Source organism: uncultured Microscilla sp. (assembly GCF_947493425.1).
Taxonomy (GTDB): domain Bacteria; phylum Bacteroidota; class Bacteroidia; order Cytophagales; family Microscillaceae; genus Microscilla.
In genome coordinates this window covers 18226-44667 of record NZ_CANLRP010000011.1, presented here as the reverse complement: position 1 = coordinate 44667, position 26442 = coordinate 18226, and the positions used below count along the sequence as shown (strand labels likewise).

Genomic DNA, 26442 nt, shown 5'->3' with positions numbered 1-26442 from the left:
TACAAAACCATAACAAATGGGTAATGGTTGCTTGTATGCTACGAAAAATCGTATATACTACGGTATTTCGTTATTTCATGAGGGTGTTGAAAAATATTAGTTAATGTATTTAATTAATATTTTTAGGTGTAATATATTGATAGCCAGTTTTTTAATTTTTTTTGTTTTTTAATATTACGATCATGGCACTTGTTTTGAATAAACATAAGTACAAGTCAATGACAATTGGCTAAAAGATATTTAATAAGCTTTGTGGTTAGGAAAGAGAAAAAGAGGTTGTTTTGCAACCTCTTTTTTTATGCCCTTTGCTCAATGACTTATCCTACCTTTTTTGACAAAATGCCGCTACATATCCATACATTTTTTATATTTGATTGAACCCACACCCAATTGTTTAAATGGAACAATCAAATCTGGTATACCAACAATTAACCGAGAAACAAGGTACAACAGTACATACCGCTTTGGCTTTTCTGAAAAACAAGCCTTGTGAAATCAATAAAGAAATAGGCACTGCTTTGTTTGGCTGGAGCTGTAGGGTTGAGTATCCTGATTTTGCTAAAGCAGCCTATTTGCTTTGGCGCGATTTGGTAGAAGGTGCGGCTCAAGTGGCTGCATTAGACATTTATAAAAACCATCAGAAACAACCCAATAATTTTTATCGCCTATGTCAACATGTGATAGACTTACCCAACTATGATGTAGCAACACTCCAGCTGTTTTTTGATTGGAGATATGATTCTAAAATAAACTTGTCAGGCAAAACAGACAAACCCTTAAATAAAATACCTTCTTTGTTTAGTAATGCTAATTTTTGCATCAACCTCAAAGAAATAAGCATTGAGTACCATCACATCACCAACATTCCTACTGATTTTTTTAACCTTACCCAACTCAAAAAATTAAGTTTTGCCAACGGACAACTAGCTGATATACCCGAAGCCATCCAACAGCTGAAACACTTGACAGTGTTAGACTTGTCGAACAATGAGCTATCTACTTTGCCTAAAGCCCTCAGTTCGCTATCAACTCTCGAACAATTAAATGTCGATGGCAATCCTCTAAAAGCATTGCCCTTATTTTTAAAGAAATTTGGCATCTTCACTCGTTTTTTTGATACTTATCAGCGTGAAATCCCTAAAGGACAAGAAGATACATTTGTAGAAACACTCAAAGGCTTATCAGGTCATTTAAACCACCAACAGATGACTACACTGTTTTGTGCTGGGCATTTACATCCAGATAAAACAGTACAGAGCGAGGCAAAAAAGCAGTGGCTACGACGTTTGCTTGACAGAGTAGCAGAGCAATTGCCTCATTGGATGTATCGAACCAAGCTCGACTACATGAAATTTTTACTGTACTTTAATGAGGTGCAAGCGTTGGTTCCCTTGTTTGACAATGACATAGTAGCAGACTGGTTGAAAAGTATTGGCTTTCGTACCCGTAAAAAGGCAGCATTGATAGACCTGAACCTGGAAACCATTCCTGATTTTTACTTTAAACCCTGGTCTACCTCCAGAGTTGACCTTTCGGGTAATATGCTGACACAGGTTCCAATGCAGGCTCTGCTAGGTATTCATAAATTAGTAACGCTCGATATGAGCCATAACCTTTTAGAGGGTTTGTCTAGGCAAACTTTGCAACCATTGAAAGAGTTAAGAGAGTTAAACCTTGGTCATAATTTTTTTAATACAATTCCGCTCCAACTGGCAGAGTTAAATAAACTTGAGAGTCTTGACTTGAGGCATAACTTATTGACAGAGTTATCAAGCGAGTTGCCAGTATTACCCAAACTCCAAAAACTCAATTTATCGTTCAATGAATTGGCAAAAATTCCTGCCGAAATTACCCAGTTTACCAACCTACAGGAGCTGGATTTGTCTTATAATTTTTTAGGGACTATCCAAAGCAGCGATGATACCTATAGCTATACCTTGCCTTTAGAAATAAGTTACCTTGATGCGCTTACCCATTTATGCTTGAGCCATAACCAACTTACCCGATTACCGCCTGGTATTGGCTTGGTAGAAATGCTCAAAGTGCTAGACTGTAGTTACAACCAATTTGTAGAGATTCCGCACGAAGTATTTGAGTCAGAAACTTTAGAAGTGCTTGATTTTTCTTACAATAAGCTTGAGGCTATCCCTGAGGATATTGTACTTCTCCCTCAACTCAAAAAAGTAATACTTACTGGTAATCCACTTACTACGGGCGCAGTAAAAAAAGCCCGTCATTGGCTTAGAAATGTAGAATGGGTGTATAATATAGAGCCATTAGAGGTAAATGTTCCCGCATCGGTACGTCGCAAACCAGGCGAAGCTTTATTATTGAGTCAAGGCAAAAGTTTTTATAAAGACGAAAAGTATGATGAAGCCAGTGCTTACTATATTCAGGCGGCTGCTTTAGGCGGGTATGAAGGACTTGAAGCATTGGGCGAAATTAATCTGTACAAAAAAAAAGACTACAAACAAGCGTTGCATTGGTACAGCAAGGCAGCCAGGCTCCAAAGCCCAGAAGCAATGCTGTACTTGGGTTGGATGTATTACAAGGGGTTGGGAGTAGCCGTCAATCTTACTAAAGCAACGCATTGGTTCGAGCAGTCGGCAGCACTTGGGCAAGTATCTGGGCAGTACAATACTGGGTTGATGTATCACCACGGGCGTGGGGTAAAAGTGAATTTTAGTAAAGCTGTGTTTTGGTATCGCCAAGCGGTAGAACAAGGAGATGTCAGCGCAGCGGCTAACCTGGGGTGGATGTATGCTGATGGTAAAGGAGTGGCTGTAAACAAAAAATTGGCTGCAGATTGCTACCGCAAAGCAGCGCTCAAGGGACAATTAGATGCACAACGAAACTTGGCTCATCTCTTAAGGGACGGTGATGGAGTGGATAAAAATGAAGCAGAAGCATTTAATTGGTACGAGAAAGCAGCCAGTAAAGGTGATGCCTCGGCATTGCTCAACTTGGGGTGGATGTATGAAAAAGGCAAGGGGTGCAAGCAAAATTACAAAGAAGCACTCAAGTATTATACAGAAGCTGCCAACAAGGGGCACGCAAGGGGGCAGTATAATACTGGAGTAATGTACCAGTTGGGGAAAGGAACAATGAGGAATTTCTCCGAAGCTTTTGCCTGGTACAAACTGGCGGCCGAACAGGGGTATACCAATGCTCAGCAAAGAGTTGCCAAAATGTATGCTACTGGGTTGGGAGTAAAGCGAAACAAAAAGTTGGCGGAGAAATGGCGGGATGCCTACCTAAAAAGTGTCGCTGATGCAAAGCAAAAAAAATAGGTGAAGGCTTAATTGCCTCCACCCATGATAATGAATGTCTGTGAGCTTTAATAATGGCTTAGTTCAAAGAGTAGATAGGTTTCCACATTTCTACCATTTTCTTTACAGCATCTTCAGGAATAAACTTCATTTCGCTGAAAGGCTTGCCAAATTGCTCAGTCATATGATTGTACATAGACTCAAAGTTGTCATATACCTTGTTCATGTTCACTTTGTATAGTTCGATGAAGTCAGTATTAGCTACTTTGTCAGAAGAAGAACGCATATACTCATATACATTCTGCGCAAATTTTTCTTGAGACTCAACCCACTCTTTCAAAAAGTCAGGAGCATCGTCTAATTTCAATTGACCTTTAGCAGTGTCAACCATAGAATCTACAATTGATTTTTGCTTTTCAGACCAATCTTTGTACAATTCGTTTGCTTTTTGTGCAGCGTCAGTTCCTTCAACAGTTTTCTGAACTTTTTTAGCAGCTTCAACAAAGTTAGTCATTAACTGAGTTTGAGCGTTTACAAAAGTTTCGAAAACCTCACGGGTACGAGTTTGTGCAGCTTCTTGAGTAGCTTCAACTTTTGAAGACTTTTGAGATTTTGTTTTTGTATTATTCATAGCAAAATACCTTTTTTAACTTCTTTGTACAAATGTATAAAGCTTGATGTGTTTTGTGAAATTTTTAAGTATATTTTTTTGTTAATAGTCCTTTATTTGCACATAACTAAGAAAATAGGGGGTGTTGATTGTATTTTTCTAATAAATGCAATATCGGAGTAATATGAAGAAGCTGTTTTGTACTTTACAAATAAGCTTTTTGTTTTTAGGCAGATTTATAGCTAAACTAAAAAACAAAATACTATAGCCTGGTAATATTATATGATAATTTGATAATATTAACATTTAAATAATACAACTAAGTGAGTGTAATATGAAAATTTGAATTTTTTTTATGAAAATTACTATTTACTGTTTATATATTACATCAAGCATTGAAAAGCCTTCATACGTTTTTTTGGAAATTTAATTGAAATCAATAATAGGTTGGGTAGTAAAAGACTGAAGTTGAGGGGGAAGTGTTTTTGGGGCAGATATATTAAGACCTTAAATACAATACTACTCCTGTGAATAGTGATAAATGAGTGTTGGTCTAAAAAATTACTATTAAAATTGTAGCACAACCTTGAATAACTCAATATTTACTTATAAATTTGCGTCTCTTTTTTTGAAAAGCAGAACCATAGATATAAACGAAAAGAATTTAGTGAAGTATGGCAAATCATAAATCAGCTCTTAAGAGAATTAGAGCAAACGAAAAAAAACGATTAAGAAATCGTTACCAAGTAAAGCAATTACGTGCTACTTTAAAGCAGTTGAACGCTACTAAAGAGAAATCTGAAGCTGAAACTCTTTTAAAAACAGCTAGTTCTCAATTAGACAAACTAGCCCGTAAAAACGTGATTCACAAAAATAAAGCTGCTAACCAAAAATCTAAACTTACCAAACAAGTAAGTGCTTTGGGTTAATATGAATTAGTAGCAAATTACTTCCCAAAAGATGAGGTGAAGCCGTATATTTTGTAATGTATGGCTTTTTTTTATGCCTAATTCTGTAACTTGCCTCAAACAAAGGCTTTACATACTATGCAAGATATTGTTTCGTCTCAGGCAAACAACAACGACGATCAAACGGTTGATAAAACAGTCAATAGCGAAGAGTCGTTTTTGGAGGCAGGTCGTTTACAAATTCCCCGTTGGGCAGAAGAAGACCGTCCACGAGAAAAGTTATTGCTTAAAGGCAAACACTCACTTTCCGATGCTGAACTTATCGCAATATTGATTGGTTCGGGCACGGTGTCGTTAAGTGCAGTAGATCTTGCCAAACAAATACTCACCAGTGTAGGCAATAACCTGAACGACCTTGCCAAACTTAGTATCAAAGACCTGAAGAAATTTAAGGGAATAGGAGAAGCCAAAGCTATTTCTATCATAAGTGCGTTGGAACTAGGGCGCAGACGCAAAGAAAGTGAGCCAAGCCGTAAACCACGCATTACCTCATCAAAAAACGTGTACGACCTCATTGCTCCTCATTTAATGGACCTGGGACACGAAGAGTTTTGGGCAGTGATGCTCAATAAATCAAATATAGTAATAAAAAAAGAACAGATAAGCTCTGGTGGAGTGTCGGGTACCATTGCTGATCCTAAGGTTATTTTTAAAAAAGCAATAGAGGCATTGGCTTCATCCATCATTGTGATACACAATCACCCTTCGGGTAACCTACAGCCTAGTCAGGCAGACATAGGACTTACCCGTAAGCTGGCCGAAGCAGGTAAAATGCTTGAAATACCTGTATTAGATCACATGATTTTTACCGATTACAATTATTACAGTTTTGCCGATGAGGGCATGATGTAAATTTGAAATAAGAAAAACAATGAGAAAAATATATTGGATTGTAGGTGTTGTTGTGGTGATTAGCCTGGTGTATTCTTTTTCAAGTACTGACAAAAAGAAAGTGTCTAAAGATTATGTAACCAGAATAATGGAGGCACGGCAAGCAAAAGATGAGTATTTTGAAAGTGGTAAAGACTCACCAATCAAAGATAAAAAGGCTTTTCACGGCTTACATTATTATATACCTGATGTAGGGTATCGGGTGCGTGCTACTTTAGAAGCAAGCCCTAAACCTGAAATGTTGGAAATGCCTACCAGCAGTGGTAAAAACGAAAGCTATATAAAGTATGGCTATGTTGCGTTTAACTTATTAGGCAAAAAACATCGCTTATTGGTGTTGAAAAAAGAGCCCAAAGATAAAATACTGTTTATAGCATTTACTGACCAAACCACTGGGGAAGAAACTTATGGTGCAGGTAGGTATTTGGATGTCCCCTTGGTAAACGGCAACGAGGCCAACGTGATTTTGGACTTTAACCAGGCATACAACCCTTACTGTGCTTATAATGAATCTTATGTATGCCCCATGCCCCCTCAGGAAAACCACATGGAAGTAGCGGTGAGAGCAGGCGAAAAGGCCGAAAAGCATTAGAGAGTAGGCCTAAGGAAGCTATAGCTAAAAAAGCCTGAAGTTGTTTTGTAACAGCTTCAGGCTTTTTTGCACTAATGATGTGTGGTCTCTAAACTAGATTTTTACTGCAAGTATTTTTTTTACCCTTACTGGCTTACCATTTTGTTTGCCTGGGTACCAGCGAGGGGCTCCTTGCAATGCTTTGATGACAGCGTTATTACAGGCTGCACCTCCTAATCCTTTTAATACTTTGATATTACTTAACTTTCCATCTTTTTCGACTACAAACTGTACAAACACATTTCCTGTAACTCCTTTTTTATGCCTTTGCACATTTTTGCTCACATAGTCATGAAAGGCCTCTAGCCCAGTGCGGGGTTTGGGAGCTTTTTGAGCCATTTTATATATTTTGTCTTGACTAATACCTTGGTATGAGATGAAGGTAAACATTAGAAGGGGTAATATGAAAAGATACTTTTTAAAGTTCATATGGGGTTGTTTAGAGTAATTAATAAAAAAATAACATCATTTATCTGCACAAAAATAAACATTTTGACAACTAAATACGTAGTCAGCTGGCGATTTTTTTGATTTTCAACCTTTAAAATTACAATTTTATCTGGTTTATAGCTTATTTCGAGAAGATATCAATAGAATAGGCAAGGATTAAGGGTAAGGTGCAATACACCCTGGCTGGGTTTAATGCGTTGGTTGAGCTGGTAGGTATAAGGCAACCCATTAGCATCTATCATGGGTACATGCGGGTTTTTAGAAGGGTTCCACTTACTAGGTACAAAATACAAGTCATGTATCAGTTTATTCTGAAGAAAATGCCTGATTATTTCTGCATCCAACCCAACTTCAGCCCCTATTATTTGTCCATAAGGTAAAGCCTGCAATACTTGCATGGTTAAAATACCGTGCGAAAACCTGCCATACATAGCATTTGACATATCCCGGTAGCCGTATTGTGCGGGGTAGTGGGAGTTTTCAATGACTGGGGTTCGCCCTGAATTACCTGTCCAAAACCGGGTATTGAGTGCTATCATTGTATTTTGAACACGGTAAGCGATCCACACCCCTCCGGTTCTAAACTTGTCTACCGCCATATCTCCCAAAGCATCATTTTCTGTTACGAGCCAAAGTCGGTTTGCCTGAAAAGCAATAGTTCCGGTAGTTTGCGAAGTTTTAATTTTGTCGTGATACACATTAAACACATACCCCAAAGCATTGAGTCGTTTCATTTGGTTGCCAAAAGGCAGTAAAAAAGTGTGTGCTTGTACCTCTGTTTGTTTACCCCAGCCAAACAGGAGCCCATAGTTGGTTTGTACCTCCATGCCAGGTAGCAAACGGGGAGGGCCATAAGTAGTTACATTGTATCGCCATCGGGTTTGGAAGTTAAATTGGACTTGTTCATAAAAGTAATAGGCTTTGAACACCACACCCAGTGAGTTTTGGTGCGAGCCCAGCGAAAGTGAAACACCTATAGTGCCACCAACCCCTTCGTTGAGGTTAGGTTGGGCTTGAGTAGGCTTGGACAAGGCGAGGTTGAAGAACAAGCAAAATACAATGAAATAATGCCCGTAGAACAGTTTTTTTTGCTTCATTTTTCTAAATAATTGTCAAGTGGTATTTATCTGTTCAATACCTGTTTGATTTGTGGAACCTTTGATTTGGTCATAAAGTCCTTGTCTAACATCATTTTCTTTAAAAATGTGACATTGCTTTACTACATCAAACACTGTTTGTCACGAAAAAGTAAGAATGGTTTTGAGAGGGTATTGCTTTAGTATAATATTAAGCATGTATACACTTAAATTCGGAAAAAGAGTATATCAGAAAGGAAGTTAACAAGGGGTGAGTAGGTGCTTGCTGGCAGTTTATCACCCCGTCAATGTCTAAAATAACAAGTGTATTTATAAACTACTCAAATAAGACAAAACCACTCCAGCAAAGCGTGGGTAACGCCCATTTTTGTCGCGTTTTTGGTACACTGCCATCGCGTGCTTGATTTTTTCTTTGTCTTTTACCTTGCGCAGTACCTTGGCAAGTTCAGTAATAATGGCTTTGCGTTGTTCTTTAAGTTTACTGGCATTTAGGTTGAGCACTTCTATAGTATTAAACACCGTTTTTTCGCTGGGCGACAGCTTGTTCATGTTGAGCTGAATTTGTTTGATGGTGCGTAACCCATATGCGTTTACTGGTACTACTTCGCCCAAAGTGTTATACTTAAAGTAAGAGTTACAACGGGTATCGTCCATAAATTTAGGAATAATGGCTTCATCTTTATGCGCAGCACAATGTTGGTACTGAGGAGGCATACCTTCAGATGTACTGCAGGATAAAAACAAATTTTCGTAATTGAGTTCCTCTTTTTTAAAGTATTGTTGAGAGTGAAAATGTATCAGGCGTGAGGTTTGTTGGTTGATTTCTACCTGACAATAGCAACAAAGCCCACCCTGATAGTATAACAAAGAGTTGATGATGTCTTTGATGACCTCGTCTGGCAATACATCATAAGAAGGTTTCCAGTTTTTGTGCTTTAAACCTTTGAAGTTTGTAAGTGACTCAGGTTCAGGTCCTTTTTGAATGTATCTCATACAGTTTGATGCAGAAAAATTGTAAGTCCTACACCTGCTAATTGGCTCAACCAATCACCTGGGAGGTGGACGTAAAATAGTTAAATATAATTAGGCTGCAAGTTCAAATATACGAATATTATTCGTCTTCATAAAATGCCAGCAATACGTCGGCTCTTGCCAACTCCGGGTCATCGTTTCCAATGGCTTCTTCGAGTTGTTTGCGCAGGTTCATCGCATTTTCGCTCAAGCCTTCACCCACTTCAATCAGTTCAAAATATAAGTCTAGCTTGTCTTGTACATCTTCTATGCGTTCGGGGGTAGCCATTACATTACGCAACACATCATTGGCAGTGCGCCCATAGGTATTTACACTATAGTAAGCTTTGCCATCTACCATTGTTACAATACGGTCTTGTACTGTACTCAAAATCAGGGGAGAGTGGGTAGTGACAATGAATTGAATTTTAGGGAATGAGGTTTTTAGATTATTAACAATTTCTTTTTGCCAGGAGGGGTGCAAGTGTAAGTCCAGTTCGTCAATCAACACCAAACCTTCGGTCAATTGAGCCGCATCTTCGCCCAGGTGAGGGTTTAGCATTGCACAACGAAAAGCAATATCAGCCACTGTAGCAAGTGTGTTACGTACCCCATCACTCAAATATTTAAATGGCAATTTTCGCCCATCGTTGTACTCCATAATCAACTCGCGGCGGTTAAAATCGAAGTATACATTTTCGCAGCCATCCACACAATTACTTACTGTTTTGCGCACCACCTGAAGCCCTACCGATTCTTTGCGTTGTTGCAAAACTACCATTTCCTCTTTTTCAAACCACTTGGTGAAAAACTTGTTGTTTGAGGTAGCTTTCAAACCATTGTAGTAGCCATCTTTGAGGCGCGAACCACTGATTTTAGTCGTATCAGAACGTTCTTTCCAAAGGCGTTCGGTAGAGTAGTAAGCAACCATTGGCAGGTTTACGTTTTCGCCTGCCCGTACCCGGCTCTGAATTTCTTTGGCAAGTTCTTTTATTTTGAGGGCTTTTACGTAAGTCGTCTTGTTTTTGGGACCAGTCAGTTCTCTGAGCCAACTGATTTCCTGCCCATTAATCACCCCCCAGGTTTCTACTTCTACCGGAAACTGTTCGTTAATGTCAAACTCGGTACTTAATACTCTGATATCTTCGGGGCGAATGTGGCGGTTTTCGGCGTAATCGATGCCCAAAAAAAACGACCCTGCAGCTACTGTCAATGCTTCCAGCACAGCAGTTTTTCCGGTACCATTGATACCAATGACAATGTTGAAGTTAGGGTGAAACTCAATTTCGGTTTCCTCATAACATCTAAAGTTTTTGAGGCGAATTTTATCAATTCTCATATATTCAGGGGGTACACTTGCTAATTTCTAACTAAATTTTGTTCCCTAATGGATAGGTATTAGGTGGTATAATACTGACTATCAGACACTTTATAGTAAAGTGAATTTAGAAAAAGTTTTACTGAATGAATGATAAGAAAGTACAAACGCATCTTCACAAATATATGTGAAATGCCTAAAGCTTTGCAAATAAAGCTACCCAAAAGTTATTGATAATTAAATAATTACCGAAGCTTTTGGGTGTTTTTTTAGTAACCCCCCTCTCTGTAACAGAAAAATAAGCCAAGCCAGGGTGGTTAGAAACTATAAATAGGTAATTGTGTGATTTTTTCATAATGTTCTATTATTTTTATCAACCAAGACAGATCATTTAGTAAGTTTATTTATATAAATATAAACGTTTTGAATGATATTTTGATCTTGTTTTGTTCATTTAGATTTATTGTTTTTTTTATTTTTATTCTATGCAGTGCTCATATTTTTAACACATAAACTAAATGTGGGTAAGTTGTTTTTAATCAGTTGTTTATGGGTTGGTTAAGTAACATTTAAATAGGAGATTAAACAATTTGATATTTTAGTATTTTTTTTTATAAAAAAGCATTGCTGAAATATTGGTTAATTATAAATAACTGATCCTGAGTGCATTTTAAACTTTCCTACAACGTATAATGTTATAGGGGCAAAGATCAAGCACAGAGTCTGAATATATATACAAAAATGGTTTTGGGGACAGGCTTTGACCAATTGCCTGAATACCAACTTTAATCTTAGTATACCCTGGTTTTTTGAATATAATTATTTAATTAATATGCGTCACCACATTCAATTATTCACGCTGATTTGTTTCAGTTTGATTACAGCAAGTTGTATTAAACAAGATACGTCAGCACCTAAAACAACACTTAACCTGAGGTTTACCAATGAGTTTGCCGGGCAACCTTTACAATTAAACAAAACCTATACTACGCTATTAAACGATGAGGTGGAGTTTACTACTTTCAATTATTATATAAGTAATATTCAGCTTAAAAAAGCCGATGGTTCTGTTTGGGTACAACCAGAGAGTTATCATTTATTGAAAGTAACAGATGCCAACGCTGGAGTAGTGCCTATTAGTCTTACAGATGTTCCTCAGGGGCAATATACTGAACTGATTTTTTCGGTAGGAGTAGACGCTGTACGCAATAGTAGTGGGGCGCAAGAGGGGGCTTTAGACCCTATCAATGGAATGTTTTGGACCTGGAAAACTGGTTATATGTTTTTGAGAAGCGAGGGCTTTTATATACAAAACGGGCAAAAACAAGGAGCCTTTGTCTACCACACTGGAGACAACACTGCTTATCAAACGGTTACTTTGGCGCTTAACAATGTGACCTTAAACACTGCCAATAGTGAGTGGAAACTAAAGGCCAATGCCCAGCAGCTTTTTGGTGGATTTACTGGGGCAGCCATTGACCTCGCAATGCCCTCAGGAGGCAATTCGGTCACTATTAAAGGAGGAGTAAAGGGTGCTTTGATTGCTAACAATTATAAGCAAATGTTTAGCCTTGGAGATTTTCAAAAATAATACAATACTTAGGAGAGGGGCGCCCGTTTGCAGGTGCCCCTTTTCAACCTTACTCAAGGTAAAAAACCCGCTTTACCCGTTGACTAATGTTGGTCAATATTTCATAAGGAATGGTGCCAATGCTTTGGGCTAACTCACTGATAGAAAGCTCTTCATTAAAAATAATTACTTCATTACCTTCTGTTGCTTCTACCCCTGTAATATCTATCATGCACATATCCATACACACATTGCCAATTACTGGTACCTTTACCCCATTGACCATTACTTTGCCTACCCCATTGCTAAACGCCCTGCTAAAGCCGTCAGCATAGCCAATGGCTATGGTGGCTGTTTTGGTAGTATGGCTTGCTACTCCCTTGCGGCTATAGCCTATCGTTTCGCCTGTTTGTAAATGCTTAATTTGTGAAATAGTTGTAGTCAATCGACTGATAGATTGAAGCTGGTTTTGCGCAATTTGGTTGGCTTCTATTCCATATAGCCCAATGCCCAACCGCACCATGTCAAAACTTGCCTCAGGAAAACGCACAATACCGGGTGAGTTAAGAATATGTTTGATCACCTCATAACCCAAGGCCGTTTCTATTTGTTTGGTAGCTTTCTCAAAGAGTGTGATTTGCTGTTGAGAGTAAGCATTGTGAGTGGCGTCGTCAGAGCCTGCCAAATGGCTAAATATCGATGCTACACTGAGGTAATCCAGAGGTGCTTTTTGTTGTGTGTCGGTTTGTTGTAATACTTGAAGTAAACGGGGTACTTCTTCGGCAGCAAAGCCCAACCTGTGCATTCCAGTGTCTATTTTTAGGTGTACTTTGGCAGTGGTTTGTTGCTCTTTCAAGAAGTGAATAAATTCGTCTAAAACCTTAAAACTATACATCTCAGGCTCCAGGTCATATTGTAGCAGTTTGTCAAAAGTATCTTCGCTGGGGTTCATAACCATAATGGGCAAATCGATGCCGCTTTCGCGTAAAAACACTCCTTCATCGGTATAAGCCACCCCCAGATAATCTACCCGGTGAAATTGTAACAAGTGGGCGATTTCGGCGCTACCGCTTCCATAGGCAAACGCCTTTACCATGACCATCATTTTGGTGCGAGAGGGCAACTGTTCCCGGTAAAAGTTTAAATTGTGTACCAAGGCATCTAAGTTAATCTCAAGCACAGTACCATGTACTTTTTGCTGAAGCTGATGTACGAGGTGTTCAAACCTAAAGCGGCGGGCTCCCTTCACTAATATGACAGCATTGGCAAGCCTTGCAAGTTCTACCTGGCTTTCTAGCAAGTCTTTAGTTTGGTCAAAAAATACCACATCCAATGCATTGAAACTCGCCCGGTGTTTCTTTATTTCTTCGCCTACCGCTATTACCCGGTCTATAGCTTTGCTTTTCAGCAATTGGGCAATGGCTTGGTACAGTTTTCCGGGGGGCAAACCCGACTGCAACATATCTGACAACACGACTATTTTTTGCAGGTTTACATCTTGTGTACTCATAAAGTCGAGCGCGATTTTTAGCCCTGCCAAGTCGTTGTTATAACTGTCGTCTATCAGGTAAGTATTGCGCATGCCGCGTTTGAGTTCCAGACGCATAGACACAGGGCGCAACCGGGCAATGCGGCGTTGTATTTTGGCAAACGACAAACCCAACAGGCACATAGTAGCGACACAATGTAGGATGTTTTCTATAGAGGCTTCATCTATAAAAGGAGCCTGAATGTAATGGTTTTCGCCTTGGTATTGTACTTTTAGCTGGGTTTGTTGCTGGTTTAGACATGTTTTCTTGTCCAGCAGTCGCAATTGCGCTTGTTCGTTTTTGCCCCATGTAAAGAGTTGCCCGTTAAAAGAGTTCTTTGTGACAATATCGTGGTATGTTTGTAAATGTTCTGCACAGCAAACTACAGCTTTGCAATGTTCAAAAAGCTTCCACTTTTCAGCAAATTTTTGGGTACGATTGTCAAAACCCTCATCATGAGCAGTGCCCAGGTTGGTAAATATGCCTATGTTGGGTTGAATGACTTTTTGTAGGGCTTTCATTTCGTCTTTGGCAGAAATGCCTGCCTCAAAAATACCCATTGTATGGCGTTTGTTCATTTGCCACACCGACAAAGGCACGCCTGTTTGTGAGTTGTAGCTTTTGGGGCTTTTTACTACTTTAAAATCTTCTGCCAGCAGTTTGGCAAGCCATTCTTTCACCATTGTTTTACCATTGCTCCCGGTTACCCCAATGACTGGTATTTGATATTGGTTACGGTGAGCTGCGGCTACTTGCTGTAGGGCGCTTATTGCATTGCTTACCTTTAATATATTAGCGTTAGGTAATTGAACATGGGCAGGCAAACCTTCTTCTATTACAAAGTTGCGTACACCTCTGGCGTATAGCTCTGCCACAAACTCATGCCCATTGTGGTGTTCGCCATTGATGGCAAAATACAAAGCTTGTGAGGGGTTATAAAGTTTGCGACTGTCGAGCAATAAATGATATACAGCTTGATCTGATTGGGTTTGCTGAACAAGTGTTGCCTGAGTGATAGAAGCTATTTGCTTAATGACTAACATGTGTTAAGGGGTTATTTGCTGACTTTTGTGTGGGCAAAGTTAGTAAGGTTTTGGTTTTTTGAAAGTGCTTTGTTAAGCGCGGGGCAAGCGCAACCGACTAAGTATTGTTGTCAAAAAGAACAAGTGTTCAACAAAAAACACCTTCCAAAACAGTTGGTCGTTCTGGAAGGCGAATTGTATCAAGCCTAAGAAGGGGAACTTGATGAGGAAAACTTAATGTATGATTACCTGCTTTACAGTGTTGCCCTTATCTGTAGTAATTTTGACAAAGTACAAGCCTTTAGGCTGGAGGCTTAGGTCTATTAAAAAAGTTTGGGCTTTTTCGTGGTTATTTTCCAACGTCTTTACCACTTCACCTTTTACGTTAAATACTGTCACACTTAGGCACCTTGTCTGGTTGGGTAATACCACGTTTATTTTGTCAGGGCTAGGGTTAGGGTATAGCTGTACATTTTGAGCTGTTGCCAACGTTTTGGCACTTTGTATAAAGGCAGAGGTTCTCCCGCCTTTGTTCTTGCAGGGAACATACGCCCAAAAATTATTTTTAAAATAATTTTTAGCAATTCCAAGTCCTACATAGGCAGTGGTACCAATTACAAAACTTCGTGGGCTTACCCTGGCAGTACCAGCATAATCGGCCACTTGTGTCCAGGTATCTTTAGAGGGGTCATATTCCCACATTTTTCGTGATCCGTCATTGTGTTGAGTGTCTATGCCTCCGCAAATATACCCTTTGGCATTTACCGCAAAAGCAGTGGTTTTTTTTACCGGGTTTCCCTCAAATTTATTTTTTTGCTCCCAACTATTACTCTGAGGGTCATACGCCCATACATCGGTCAAAGCTGTGCTGTCTGCATCAACTTCTCCCAAGCCTATAAAGCCTTTACCATTGAGGGCAAACGATACCGCTTCTGAGCGTGCCTTGCCAGGCAAATCTGCCACTTTTGTCCAAGAGTCTTCGTCCTGATCATACCTCCATAAGTCATTGAAAGTATTGGTTTTGTCAAACGTGTCTCCTGTACCTATATAAGCTGTGTTGCCTATAGTAAAGCTTCGGGCGTTATTTCTGCCTTGCCCCGGAAAATTATTTTTTCTTGTCCAGGTATCTGTAGCTGGGTCATACTCCCAAATGTCTTGCAAATAAGTATAAAACCGACTGCCCAAACCAATATATCCTTTGCCATTTACCGAAAAAGCCACGCCTTGAGAGCGGGCGTATCCCGGAAATCCGGTTTTTTGCGCCCAGGTATTGGTCTCAGGGGTGTATTCAAGTAAGTAAGGAAGCCCCACCAATATTTGACAGATGTATGCCTTATTGCCAATGCTAAAGGTAAGCGACTGGTTGTCTCGTGAGTTGCGCGACATGTTGGCAATGCCTGTCCATGAGTCACATTGCTGGGTTTGCGCGTAACTGCTTGTACTAGTAAAGTTTATTGCAAGAGCCACTAGCATATAAAGGATGAAGTATTTTGTGAAAGCTGATTTTTTCATCACGAATAATTTAGATTATTGAATTTAAGTAAATCACACTTTAGCCCTCGATTTCTAAAGTGTGTAAATGTTGTTTGTCTGGTATTTTTTGCCAAAGCAATCTGCACCAGAAGATAAAATGAATTATTAACTAAGGAATGGTACCAAAATAAATTTACATTCTTAACCTCATCTTTTGAGGCTATACTTTGTTAAAAAATAGCCGAATAGCGCTGCTATTAGCCGACCATCCCTCAAGCTCGCTCAATATCCACTGGATATTGCCGTACCGCGTCTAGCAACAAAATATTTTAGCGTTACTATAGAAATTTATTTTTACACCATTCCTAAGTAATGGTTGAAAAATAAGGTATCCATTTGGAGATAGAAATTTACCACTGAGGCGAGATGGCAACATCCTGTGGATGTTGAGCCAGCTTGCGCGACGGTTGCGTTCGTAGAACTTGAATCCCGAACTTGATTCGGGGCATCGCTACGAGCAATAAAAACTCACAGTCCCGGCGAAACTGCCGGGGTAACGAAGCATCAGTAGTAAAGGTCATTTCCTAAATCGAAAGCTTACAGTCCTCCGAGAACAAGCTCGGAGTTGTGAACCGAACTTGATTCGGGGGTTATTTTTTGTCCATTACTAACTTGGTATAATAAAAAGCCTCCCAAAATTCATACTTGAGAGGCTTTGCGCTGCAAATATATGGTGGTTTACTTAATTTATTACCATTCTTCTGACAATACTATTTTTTTAGAGAGCCTTTTAACTTAAGCAAAAAAAAATCGGTCAAAACTAAAAGTCTTGACCGATTCAACCTTGTAAACCAACCTTTTAATCTACACAACCAATGTGTAATCTTAAAAATTATCTATGAATAGTGAAAAATTATCGTTCTAATACTTATTTTCCATATTGTTTATTTCTGCATAAACTCTCTATATAAAAATCCCTCAATATTTTTTATGATATGCAGAAAACTATGCTCATTATTTAAGTGGAAAAAGTACCAATATTGATTAGTATTTTTTCCTATAATAATCAGTTTTTCAATTTGATCTTTTGTTGTTCTTATTTCCTTTATTGTTATTACAAAGGTAGGCTAAAAGCTAGGTAATCACAACCTTACGTGTAGGTGCCTATGTAAGATTCACCCCAGGAAAAACGATATTATTGAATCGGTGTATACAATGGGTGTTCTTGAAATATTACAATAAAGGGTTGTGGGGTGTTTTTTTTGATCATATTTTAAAGGTTATATATTGCTTGTATACACTTTAAATAAGGTTTTATCTATTAACTGGTAATAAAAGTGGTCAATTTTTATCCTCAATTATTGAGAATATCTCACATAAAAAGAAAAAGTAAATTTTGAAAGCATACTGCCAAAAAATGGTGCACGAACGAGTCACTCATAACATCTGATAGTTTTGAAGAGCGATCGGGCATGCCAAAATCCCGTGGTTTAGAGCTGTACTTGCAGCTTGGGTTTGTTTTGAGTAATTTCAAAGCCTTGTTAAACACTCTTAAAACAAAAAGATGGAAATAGAAAGAAAATTTTTAGTGAATGAACTTCCGCAAAATCTTGACAGTTACCCCAAAACCCGCATCAAACAATGGTATATTACCATCAAACCAGCTGTCAGGCTTCGTGAGCGTGATGGAGTGTATACCTTTACGGTAAAATCAAAAGGACACTTGGTGCGGCAAGAGTTTGAAATGGAGCTTACCCAAGAAGAGTTTGCCAACTTGTTTACTAAGGTGTCTACCCATGCTATAGACAAAACCCGCTATGAAATAAGTCTGGGCAATGGGTTAACTGCCGAGTTAGATGTGTTTTTGGGCAAACATAAGGAGTTAAATTTAGTAGAAGTAGAGTTTGAAACAGAAGAAGCTGCTCATGCGTTTACTCCACCTGCGTGGTTTGGCGAAGATGTGACTCAAGAGGCCAAGTATAAAAATAATAACCTGGCGTTGCCCCTATAGCAGGCATGGGCAACTTGTTTTTAACGAGTAAGAGTTCTTTAATCAAAATCAGGGGCAGCCTGTCATCCGAAAGCAAAGTTCAGAGAAGTAGACTACCCCTGATTTACAGGGCAGGCAAAAAGCAAACAAAAAGATGGATAGTTGCCTTACGCTTTATTTTAACTTAGGAACATGTTCAAAATAAGTGTCGAGGTTGAGGGCATATATTCAAGGCTGGCTGAGGCACTTTTTGCAGGCGTAGCCATAGCTACGGCGAAAAAAGCTCGTAGTCCCGGCGGAACTGCCGGGGTAACGAAAGTCAGTAAAGAGGATATGTTCTAAATCGGACAGTTATTGCGATCACGTTCCTTAGTAAGCCATTTCCACAATTTCGGCAGCTACTTCAGGCGTAATGTCACGGTGTTCGCCTAGTTTTATCATTCCGTGGGCTTTCAAACTCTTGGCTACTGTATCACCAAAACCTTGATAATTGTCAGTGTAGTCGCTTAGTTTGGTTTTAATGCCCAGAGAGTGGAAAAACTCCTCGGTTTTTTGAATGGCTACTTTAGCTTTTTCTTCCACGGTTCCGGTTTGTATATTAAAAACCCGTTCGGCATACTGGGCAAGCTTTTCTTTCTTTTGTTCAAACTTTTTGGTATAAGCACTGGGTAAAATGATCGCCAGCGTACGGGCGTGGTCAATGCCATAGTGAGCAGTGAGTTCATGAGCGATCATGTGCACGCTCCAGTCAGTAGGCACTCCTTTCTGAATGTAACCATTGAGCGCCATTGTACAAGACCACATAAAGTTAGATGCTGCCACGTAGTCATTAGGATCAGTCAAAACCTTGGGTGCTACTTCAATCAGAGTTTGCAAAATACCCTCAGAAATACGGTCTTGCAAAAATGCGTTTGCCGGGTAAGTCATATATTGCTCCATTACATGGGTATAGGCATCTGCCACTCCATTGGCAAGTTGGCGTTGAGGCAAAGATCGAATAACGGTAGGGTCACAAATAGAGAATTGTGGAAACAAGCCTGGCCCACCCATTGTCAGCTTTTCTTGGGTTTCTTTACGGCTTACTACTGCGCCGCTGTTCATTTCGCTACCTGTAGCAGGCAAGGTAAGTACTGTACCGAAGGGCAACCCCTCGTACGTGCGAATACGATTGGCGAGTATGTCCCAGGGAGTATCACCTTTGTAGAGGGCTGCTGATGACAGAAACTTGGTGCCATCTATGACCGATCCACCGCCTACAGCAAGCAAAAAGCCTATATTTTCGTTTTTAATAATTTCCAATGCTTTGAGCAAAGTTTGGTATTGTGGGTTAGCCTCAATGCCGCTAAACTCTACTACTTCGTGGCTGCTCAGTGCCTCGGTTACCTGGTCATAAATACCGTTTTTTTTAATGCTTCCGCCACCATACAGCATCAACACCTTCTTGTCTTTGGGCACCAGGTCGGTTAATTTTTTTATTTCGCCTTCACCAAAAACCAGCTTTGTGGGTACATATAATTCAAAATTGTTCATATTGTTATTTTATTCAAGTGTTTTGTTTGGATAACAAAGTTAGGCAGATGTTTGTTGATAAAAATTGATCTATGGTAAGAAAACGCAATGAGCACTCCACCTATGTTTAAGCGAAGGTTTAATTGTTGTTGGATAAAATAAAGTTCACAAAAAAACCATCCTCTGTACAATCTCAAAGGATGGTTTGTGGGGTTGATAAGCTTGCTTATTTAGTATCTACCACCTTTGCAATAATAGTTTTAAGGGTTTTGAGAATACGGTAAATGTCAAAAATTTCCTGTTTGGTGGCATCATACGCCAGGCTTACACAATAGGTGTTTTTGTGCAACACCACAAAAAACCATTGTCGACCTACAACATACGCCCCATATATCGGAAAATCATCATGGTTGAGTTGTTGGGCGGTATACATAGCTGCCACCACTTGCCCCAGTGGGTCGTTGTCGCAACCCTTTTCCTTCTTATATTCGTGAAAGCAAAAATAAGGGCGTTCGGGCTCTTCTATGCCTTGTGCTACCATTACATCTACCTTGCCCGATAGTTCTACATTGCCTACCCGCAAAGATAAACTTCTATTGGCAAACTCTTGAAAATGAGGGGTATCAAAGTTAACCAACCCTACCAAAGGGGCAATAAACTTTTTAATCAGTTCTTGTTCGTTCCAGTTGTCCACTCGTTTGGTCAATTTCTTTTGTAAGCGCAGCAATACCTGTTCCTCATCACTGTTTGTTGGCAGCGATTGGTTTAGCCATTCTTTGAGCAGTGGGTTAGTTTGAGTTCTTTTTAGTTGAAAGTTACGGCGTAGTTGAGCCGTGGTGCAATCGCGAAAATTAAGCATTTTTACAGGAGTTGGGTTAGAGTGAAAGATAGAAGCATTGGCTTGTTGCAAATCAAGTAATATTTGCTTAAGCTCTTTAATGATCATATAAATTTGAGTAAGACTATTTTTATTAGCAAGGTATACTTGGCTCAATGCGTATTGATTGCCTTGCAAAACCCCAAAATACCACCAGTGATTGTCTACCACCAGTGCGCCATATATGGGCAACACATTTTTGTTCATGTGGTGGGCAGCCAATAAGCTCGCCAAAAACTGCCCTTCAGGGGTAAACTCGTGGTGGTCATTGCGTTCGTACACTCCCAAACAAAAATAAGGGTTTCCCAATTGTTGGGTGCCTCCTCCTATCACCAAGTCAGTGGTGTCATAAAAAACATGGTGATCGGTAACATTGGCAAAGAGGTTTTCTTGGTGAAAGAGCCTAAAATGGGGAGTGTGCAGGTCTGCCAGGTGAAATAAAGGAGCAACAAAGCTAAACAGGGCGTCTGGCTTGCTCCAGTTTTCACCAAATGTATTGAGCCTTTTTTGCAATACTTTAAGTGTTTCATTTTCAATGGAAGACAGTTCGCTGTAGGTATCCAGCCAATCGTCGAGCAATACGGTGGGGCGGTACTCTAGCTGAAATACCTCCTGTAGTTTTGCCTCTGACCATTCATTAAAAAAACTATACATAAATAATTGGTTAATATGGTTTGAAAATATTATATTAGTTGTGAATTTTTACAAAATGTGTTCAGCGAAAGGATTTCACTCCTTGTTAGAGATGATTTAGTAAGTATTACCTTCTCTTTTTGTTATCTAACACAAATTATGTAAATATTATTTACAAAAACAAACTATTCCAACATTTTCTATGAAAGATAACTATGGTATTGGCGACCGAATATTCGCCATCAGACGAAAATTAAAGTTAAGTCAACAAGATGTGGCAGATAAAGTAGGAGTTTCCCGTCCGTCGCTTTCGCAAATGGAAACAGGTACAATAGCTGTATCTTTGCATGCCATCATGAAGTTTGTAAGCTTGTTTAATACTACTTATGAGTGGTTATTAACAGGTAAAGGTGATATGTTTGCTTCAGAAGAGGAACGCCTGGAGTACCTGGATCCTAAGATTTTGCAAGAGAAGATAAGCTATCTTGAAGAGCTACTTAAGACTAAAGAAGCGCTAATCTTTGCCAAAGATGCACAGATTAAGTTATTGGAAGAAAAGCTGGAAAGGAAGTAAATAATTTTAACATGTGTAAAAGTGTAAAGCCATGACAGATCAGGCGAAGCAAAAGCTCCAAGTGGCTTTTGAGCAAGAGTTGCCATCACTTGACTTAAGTAATTGTGCACTAACCAGTATGCCTGTGGTGCTTAGTGAGATGCCCTGGCTTACTAAATTAAATCTAAGCAAAAACCCTTTTACCAACTTTGATTTAACTCCACTCAGTTGCTTACCCAATATGGAGGTTTTATACCTCGAAAGCCTCCAGTTGAATAGTTTCCCTGAATCTTTACAACTATTAACTAAGCTTAAAAATCTCCACCTTGCCAATAACAACATTGTCAGGCTTGACCAAATGATTGGTAAGTTGCCTAACCTGACCAAACTTAGTCTAAGAAACAACCAAATAGATACCATATCGAGTAACATAGCTTACTTGCACAAGCTCCAATACCTTGATCTGGGGGGAATCAAAGGTAATAAGCTTACCGAAATACCTGATGCACTCTTCGAACTGACCGCGTTGGTTACTTTAGATTTAAGTGCCAATTATATTCATCAAGTGCCCCAACAAATACAACAGCTGCAGCAATTGCAAAGGTTGATTTTGCGTCGTAACAGGCTAACCCAATTGCCCAACGCTATTACAACATTACAAAAACTTCAGGTACTTGATGTATCATACAACACTGCCCTAGAGAGACTACCCGATGCCATTAGAGAAATGCGTGCTTTACATACATTTTATGTAGACAACAAGTTGCTTCAAAACCCCTTTAACCCTTCGCAGTAGCTATACAATTTTGGCCACTGATTTTTTTGGCTATTTTTGGTGTCCACTGTTTTTTTTCTAATTTCGGAAAAGTTTATGCAATACTATCACTAAAAATAGCAAAGCTTACTGAAAGACTGGTTTTTATGCTGTACATTACGCTTATCAGTTAACTAACTCAAACTTGGGTTTTGTTTGCAAATGCTTGCTTATTTTTAGGTGCTGGTTAAGTTGGTATTATTTTTTCATAATTTGGAACTACCAGTCAAAGTAAACTGATCATTATTAGGTAAAAGGTAAATTAAAATAAGGCTTCACTACTCAAGAGAACGAAGTTGTTGGTTTTGTTGCTTACAAGTTGTGACCAATCACACACTACACAAGCACCACATACAGGCATAGAGCAGGCAAGGTAGCAATTGGTGTCTGCTTGACAAGCTCTGAGAGTACTGAATGTATAGAAGGGGGATTATTGCATGAGAAGCTATCTTATATATTTTTTTATTTGTGTATGTGGCACCCACCTGTCTGTGGTAGGGCAAAACAATGCCATAAAGAATACAGCCGAGTTTTTGATCAAAAACAAAGGCATTCCTTTCATTAAAAATTTTACTCCAAAAGATTATAAGGCATCTAACCAAAACTGGGCAATCACTCAAGACAATAGAGGGGTAATGTATTTTGGTAACAACAATGGAATACTAGAGTTTGATGGAAGCAATTGGCGTTTGATAGAGCTACCCAATAAATCGGTAGTAAGGGCACTTACTAAAGACGATCAAGGGCGAATTTATGTAGGTGCCCTAAGCGAAATTGGTTATCTGGCGCCCGACTCACTGGGCAAAATGGAGTATAAGTCATTGTTGCCTTTACTGCCCAAAAATGAAAGAAATTTTAACGATATGTGGAATATATATTTGGGTTCTGACGCCATTTATATGATTAGTTTCACAGGGGTTTATATTTTTCCAAAAAACCTGAAAAACGCCAAAGGTAAGGTAAAAGTCATTCGCCCTAGTAAAGGCAAACAATTCCATCGGGCATACCTGGTCAATGATCAGTTTTATGCCAGAGAGTGGGACAAAGGTTTACTGAAGCTCAAGGGGGATAAACTGGAACTGGTACCAAACGGCGAAAAATTTACCAAAGAACGCATCTACAGCCTACTGCCTTTTGCCGATAATAAAATACTGGTGGCTACCCGAACCGAAGGCTTTTATATATACGATGGCCAAACTTTTACCCCTTGGCGAACCGACCTTACTCCGTTTTTTAACAACGCCGAAATATACAACGCTTCTTTTTTGCACAACAAATATTATGTTTTTACTACCCTCAACTCTGGAGTAGTAGTGTTGGATACCGCTGGCAATCCTGTACAACTGGTAGACCAACCCAAGGGACTTATCAGCAATTCGGTGTATTATGCTTACCTTGACTATAACCAAAACTTATGGCTAGGTTGCGAAAACGCCATCTCTATGTTACAAATTGGCTTACCAATATCTGTGTTTGACCAAAGAACTGGAGTAGAAGGAGGAACTAATGATATACACTTTTATAATGATCGTTTGTATGTGGCTACCAATCAGGGGTTATATTTCAAAAACTGGGATGGAAAAAGTGATATTTTACAACCTGCTTCTGACCGCTTTCGATTGATGACAAACTCTTCGGGACAAACCTGGAGTTTTGTTGAGGTGGATGACAAACTTCGGGTAGGTCATTTTGATGGGGTATTGGGTATACACAACCAACGTATACGAAAGGTATACCAAGGTCAAAATCATGCGATGAGTTTTGTACGTATACCTGATGAAAAAATGTTGGTAGCAGGGGCTGAGGGACTGGAAATGTACAGCATAAAAAACCGCGAAAACTGGACAAAGGTTAAAAAATACCCACAATACCCCAATACATTTGATCAACACCATTATTTACACCAAGACCAAGAGGGTATTTTTTGGTCGTCGCACGAAAACACTGGCGTTTTTAGTTTCCGATTGGACAAAAATGATAGCTTGAATAAGTTGACTAGGTACAATGCCAAAAAGTATGGGTTGCCCTCTAATCTCAATAACCGTATTTTTAAAATAGCTGGCAGAGTAGTATTTGCCACTGAAAAGGGAATTTATGCATTTAATAAAGCAAAAAATAAATTTGTAAAAGATGCTTTAGACCGCTATGTACCCAGTGGTGAAAGAGTATTTTTTCTTGCCGAAGACCATCAAGGCAATGTGTGGTGTCAGATAGGCGATAAAATAGCTGTTCTAAAAAAATCGAGTGAAAAGTATGTCCCTAATTACAACCATTTTGCCCCATTAAAAGGTGCCAATGTGTACTGTATTTCGGCGCTCAAAAGTGGGGAGGTATTGATGGGAACTTCAGAGGGCATTATCCACTATAGTGGCCATCTTGACCGAAACTATAATGTTAGTTTTTCTACTTTTTTACAAAAGGTAGAGCTGGAAAATTCTGAAGGGCGTGACTCTTTGATTTTTGCAGGTATATTTAGCTCCAGGCAAGGGCAAACATTTGACAAACAACCCAAAAGCTTGATCAAAGTTTTTCCCTTCAAATTTAACAATTTCCGGTTTGTATTCAGTACACCTTACTACACCCAATCAGAAACTATTCAATACAGCTATTATCTGGAGAATTTTGACCAAAAGTGGTCAGCTTGGGTAAACCACAAAGAAAAAGAATACACCAATCTGCCCGAAGGAACGTACACTTTTCATTTAAAAGCCCGCAATGTATACGGCATAGAGAGTTCCGAAATGTCTTATAGTTTTATAATTACCCCCCCTTGGTATCGCACAGTATGGGCTTATATAGGCTTTTGCCTGATGGCACTATTGTTATTGTGGGGAGTGATTTGGCTCAATACACGTCGTTTGCGGCAGCAAAAAGATTTTTTAGAGCTTAAGGTAGAGGAAAGAACAACCGAAATAAGCAACAAAAATAAAATTCTGGAGGAGCAAAAAGAAGAGATTATTTCTAAAAACGAAGCCCTGGAATATCAAAAAGAAGAAATTACAGCAAAAAATGTAGAGCTCGAAACTCAAAAAGAAGAAATGATGGCTCAAGCAGAAGTGCTTAAGTCGGTGAATCGTGAGCTTACCCAACAAAAAGATGAGATTGAACGTCAAAGAGATGAGATTGAGCTGCAACGTGATAGCATACAACACCAAAAAAATGAGATTGAGTTGCAAAAAAACGAAATTGAAGAGAAAAAGGACGAAATAGAAAAGCAGCACAGTATACTCGAAAAAAACAATCAGATTATTCATCGAAAAAATCAGGATATTACCGCTAGTATTAGGTATGCTCAAACAATTCAACAGGCAATACTGCCTTTTGAGGAACGAATCAAACAATTGTTGGGAAATCATTTTGTGATTTATCGCCCTAAAGATATTGTATCAGGTGACTTTTATTGGCTCGACAACCTGGATGATAAAGTATTGGTAGCTGCGGTAGACTGTACCGGACACGGAGTGCCAGGGGCATTTATGAGCATGATTGGCTATACTTTGCTCAACGAAATAGTAAGCGACCGGCACATAGTACAACCTGCTCAGGTGCTGGAAGAACTACACGCGCTTACCCGCTTGGCTTTGCGACAAGAGTCACAGGCAAACTCTGATGGAATGGATTTATGCTTGTGTATGCTAGAGCCTCTGGACGAGCAACAGGTTCAGGTAACTTTTGCTGGAGCCAAACGTCCACTATATTATACCCCAAAAAATAGCCGCCAGGTAATAGAAATAAAAGGAAACAGGCACTCTATTGGTGGAGGCAAGTACTCTGATGCCCCCAAGTTTACGCAACAAGCATTTGCCGTAGAAAAAGGTTCAGTACTTTATTTAACTACTGATGGGCTCATAGATCAGAATAATCAAGAAAGAAAGAAGTTTGGGACAACTCGTTTCCAACAACTTCTGAAAGAGTGTGCTTCGCTTCCGTTAAATGTTCAAGAAGAAAAGCTGATCAATGTCCTTGACCAACATCAGGCAGGTACAGAACAACGAGATGACATTACAGTACTTGCAATAGAGGTGTAACTATTTGACAGTGAATTGCCAATATATTTTTTTGAAATTTGGCAAAAATAGCCTTCGTCCAAATTATTTATATAAATTGTCATTGTTTTTGTAGTGAAAAAAAACAAACTTGTAAGAGTGTTTTCAACTAGACAAAACTATTAGTACTTATGCTAAAGTTGGCTAAAAGCTTTCATAACTTATCTATAAGATATAAACT

Annotated in this window: 18 protein-coding genes; 9 read left to right on the top strand and 9 right to left on the bottom strand. The window is 39.2% G+C overall.

Annotation, left to right across the window (positions count from 1 at the left end; translation table 11 throughout):
• Nucleotides 1-398 precede the first annotated feature (398 nt).
• Complete coding sequence (locus Q0954_RS05275) at nt 399-3290, top strand: leucine-rich repeat domain-containing protein (RefSeq protein WP_299454592.1); 2892 nt, start codon at nt 399-401, stop codon at nt 3288-3290.
• Between the two features lie 58 nt (nt 3291-3348).
• Here the strand turns inward: Q0954_RS05275 and Q0954_RS05270 are convergent, their stop codons facing one another.
• Nucleotides 3349-3900, bottom strand: coding sequence for a hypothetical protein (locus Q0954_RS05270; protein WP_299454589.1), 552 nt, complete (start codon nt 3898-3900; stop codon nt 3349-3351).
• Nucleotides 3901-4553: 653 nt separating this feature from the next.
• Between Q0954_RS05270 and rpsT the strand changes: the two genes are divergently transcribed.
• The 3 genes from rpsT (at nt 4554) to Q0954_RS05255 (ending at nt 6330) form a co-directional block, all read left to right on the top strand.
• Nucleotides 4554-4808, top strand: coding sequence for a 30S ribosomal protein S20 (rpsT, locus tag Q0954_RS05265; protein ID WP_002696222.1), 255 nt, complete (start codon nt 4554-4556; stop codon nt 4806-4808).
• A 117-nt stretch (nt 4809-4925) separates the two neighbouring features.
• On the top strand, nt 4926-5699 hold the full coding sequence (radC, locus tag Q0954_RS05260; RefSeq protein ID WP_299454586.1) for a DNA repair protein RadC: 774 nt from the start codon (nt 4926-4928) through the stop codon (nt 5697-5699).
• 19 nt (nt 5700-5718) lie between these two features.
• Complete coding sequence (locus Q0954_RS05255; RefSeq protein WP_299454583.1) at nt 5719-6330, top strand: DUF1684 domain-containing protein; 612 nt, start codon at nt 5719-5721, stop codon at nt 6328-6330.
• A gap of 93 nt (nt 6331-6423) precedes the next feature.
• Here Q0954_RS05255 and Q0954_RS05250 read toward each other — a convergent pair whose 3' ends face one another.
• The 4 genes from Q0954_RS05250 to Q0954_RS05235 all read right to left on the bottom strand — a co-directional run bounded on the left by Q0954_RS05250 (nt 6424) and on the right by Q0954_RS05235 (nt 10266).
• Complete coding sequence (locus Q0954_RS05250) at nt 6424-6708, bottom strand: energy transducer TonB (protein ID WP_299454580.1); 285 nt, start codon at nt 6706-6708, stop codon at nt 6424-6426.
• 248 nt (nt 6709-6956) lie between these two features.
• On the bottom strand, nt 6957-7916 hold the full coding sequence (locus Q0954_RS05245; RefSeq protein ID WP_299454577.1) for a polymorphic toxin type 23 domain-containing protein: 960 nt from the start codon (nt 7914-7916) through the stop codon (nt 6957-6959).
• A 309-nt stretch (nt 7917-8225) separates the two neighbouring features.
• Nucleotides 8226-8909, bottom strand: coding sequence for a retron system putative HNH endonuclease (locus Q0954_RS05240; RefSeq protein WP_299454574.1), 684 nt, complete (start codon nt 8907-8909; stop codon nt 8226-8228).
• A gap of 118 nt (nt 8910-9027) precedes the next feature.
• Complete coding sequence (locus tag Q0954_RS05235) at nt 9028-10266, bottom strand: AAA family ATPase (protein WP_002696233.1); 1239 nt, start codon at nt 10264-10266, stop codon at nt 9028-9030.
• 811 nt (nt 10267-11077) lie between these two features.
• On the opposite strand from Q0954_RS05235, the gene Q0954_RS05230 reads away from it, so the two are divergent.
• Nucleotides 11078-11836 carry an MbnP family protein gene (locus Q0954_RS05230; protein ID WP_299454570.1) on the top strand — a complete coding sequence of 253 codons (759 nt, stop codon included), beginning with the start codon at nt 11078-11080 and terminating at the stop codon, nt 11834-11836.
• 49 nt (nt 11837-11885) lie between these two features.
• Here Q0954_RS05230 and Q0954_RS05225 read toward each other — a convergent pair whose 3' ends face one another.
• Complete coding sequence (locus tag Q0954_RS05225) at nt 11886-14387, bottom strand: bifunctional UDP-N-acetylmuramoyl-tripeptide:D-alanyl-D-alanine ligase/alanine racemase (RefSeq protein ID WP_299454567.1); 2502 nt, start codon at nt 14385-14387, stop codon at nt 11886-11888.
• A gap of 213 nt (nt 14388-14600) precedes the next feature.
• Nucleotides 14601-15839, bottom strand: coding sequence for a kelch repeat-containing protein (locus tag Q0954_RS05220; protein WP_299454565.1), 1239 nt, complete (start codon nt 15837-15839; stop codon nt 14601-14603).
• A 1564-nt stretch (nt 15840-17403) separates the two neighbouring features.
• On the opposite strand from Q0954_RS05220, the gene Q0954_RS05215 reads away from it, so the two are divergent.
• Nucleotides 17404-17850, top strand: coding sequence for a CYTH domain-containing protein (locus Q0954_RS05215; protein WP_299454563.1), 447 nt, complete (start codon nt 17404-17406; stop codon nt 17848-17850).
• Between the two features lie 348 nt (nt 17851-18198).
• On the opposite strand, the gene Q0954_RS05210 is transcribed toward Q0954_RS05215, so the two are convergent.
• Nucleotides 18199-19359: an iron-containing alcohol dehydrogenase gene (locus Q0954_RS05210; protein WP_299454561.1), complete on the bottom strand. Its 1161-nt coding sequence runs from the start codon at nt 19357-19359 to the stop codon at nt 18199-18201.
• A 205-nt stretch (nt 19360-19564) separates the two neighbouring features.
• Nucleotides 19565-20869 (bottom strand): hypothetical protein, encoded by a 1305-nt coding sequence (locus Q0954_RS05205; RefSeq protein WP_299454559.1) that lies wholly within the window; start codon nt 20867-20869, stop codon nt 19565-19567.
• Between the two features lie 181 nt (nt 20870-21050).
• Between Q0954_RS05205 and Q0954_RS05200 the strand changes: the two genes are divergently transcribed.
• The 3 genes from Q0954_RS05200 (at nt 21051) to Q0954_RS05190 (ending at nt 26243) form a co-directional block, all read left to right on the top strand.
• Nucleotides 21051-21422 (top strand): helix-turn-helix domain-containing protein, encoded by a 372-nt coding sequence (locus Q0954_RS05200; RefSeq protein WP_002696247.1) that lies wholly within the window; start codon nt 21051-21053, stop codon nt 21420-21422.
• 31 nt (nt 21423-21453) lie between these two features.
• On the top strand, nt 21454-22197 hold the full coding sequence (locus Q0954_RS05195) for a leucine-rich repeat domain-containing protein (RefSeq protein WP_299454552.1): 744 nt from the start codon (nt 21454-21456) through the stop codon (nt 22195-22197).
• 455 nt (nt 22198-22652) lie between these two features.
• Nucleotides 22653-26243, top strand: coding sequence for a SpoIIE family protein phosphatase (locus Q0954_RS05190; protein ID WP_299454549.1), 3591 nt, complete (start codon nt 22653-22655; stop codon nt 26241-26243).
• The last annotated feature ends 199 nt before the right edge of the window (nt 26244-26442 follow it).

Bases quoted from the DNA above. Each gene is read 5' to 3' on its own strand.
- Q0954_RS05220 (WP_299454565.1), bottom strand. From the start codon at position 15,839: ATGCTAGTGGCTCTTGCAATAAACTTTACTAGTACAAGCAGTTACGCG.
- radC (WP_299454586.1), top strand. From the start codon at position 4,926: ATGCAAGATATTGTTTCGTCTCAGGCAAACAACAACGACGATCAAACG.
- Q0954_RS05240 (WP_299454574.1), bottom strand. From the start codon at position 8,909: ATGAGATACATTCAAAAAGGACCTGAACCTGAGTCACTTACAAACTTC.
- Q0954_RS05270 (WP_299454589.1), bottom strand. From the start codon at position 3,900: ATGAATAATACAAAAACAAAATCTCAAAAGTCTTCAAAAGTTGAAGCT.
- Q0954_RS05275 (WP_299454592.1), top strand. From the start codon at position 399: ATGGAACAATCAAATCTGGTATACCAACAATTAACCGAGAAACAAGGT.
- Q0954_RS05235 (WP_002696233.1), bottom strand. From the start codon at position 10,266: ATGAGAATTGATAAAATTCGCCTCAAAAACTTTAGATGTTATGAGGAA.
- Q0954_RS05245 (WP_299454577.1), bottom strand. From the start codon at position 7,916: ATGAAGCAAAAAAAACTGTTCTACGGGCATTATTTCATTGTATTTTGC.
- Q0954_RS05255 (WP_299454583.1), top strand. From the start codon at position 5,719: ATGAGAAAAATATATTGGATTGTAGGTGTTGTTGTGGTGATTAGCCTG.
- Q0954_RS05225 (WP_299454567.1), bottom strand. From the start codon at position 14,387: ATGTTAGTCATTAAGCAAATAGCTTCTATCACTCAGGCAACACTTGTT.
- Q0954_RS05195 (WP_299454552.1), top strand. From the start codon at position 21,454: ATGACAGATCAGGCGAAGCAAAAGCTCCAAGTGGCTTTTGAGCAAGAG.
- Q0954_RS05205 (WP_299454559.1), bottom strand. From the start codon at position 20,869: ATGTATAGTTTTTTTAATGAATGGTCAGAGGCAAAACTACAGGAGGTA.
- Q0954_RS05210 (WP_299454561.1), bottom strand. From the start codon at position 19,359: ATGAACAATTTTGAATTATATGTACCCACAAAGCTGGTTTTTGGTGAA.
- Q0954_RS05200 (WP_002696247.1), top strand. From the start codon at position 21,051: ATGAAAGATAACTATGGTATTGGCGACCGAATATTCGCCATCAGACGA.
- Q0954_RS05250 (WP_299454580.1), bottom strand. From the start codon at position 6,708: ATGGCTCAAAAAGCTCCCAAACCCCGCACTGGGCTAGAGGCCTTTCAT.
- Q0954_RS05190 (WP_299454549.1), top strand. From the start codon at position 22,653: ATGAGAAGCTATCTTATATATTTTTTTATTTGTGTATGTGGCACCCAC.
- Q0954_RS05230 (WP_299454570.1), top strand. From the start codon at position 11,078: ATGCGTCACCACATTCAATTATTCACGCTGATTTGTTTCAGTTTGATT.
- rpsT (WP_002696222.1), top strand. From the start codon at position 4,554: ATGGCAAATCATAAATCAGCTCTTAAGAGAATTAGAGCAAACGAAAAA.
- Q0954_RS05215 (WP_299454563.1), top strand. From the start codon at position 17,404: ATGGAAATAGAAAGAAAATTTTTAGTGAATGAACTTCCGCAAAATCTT.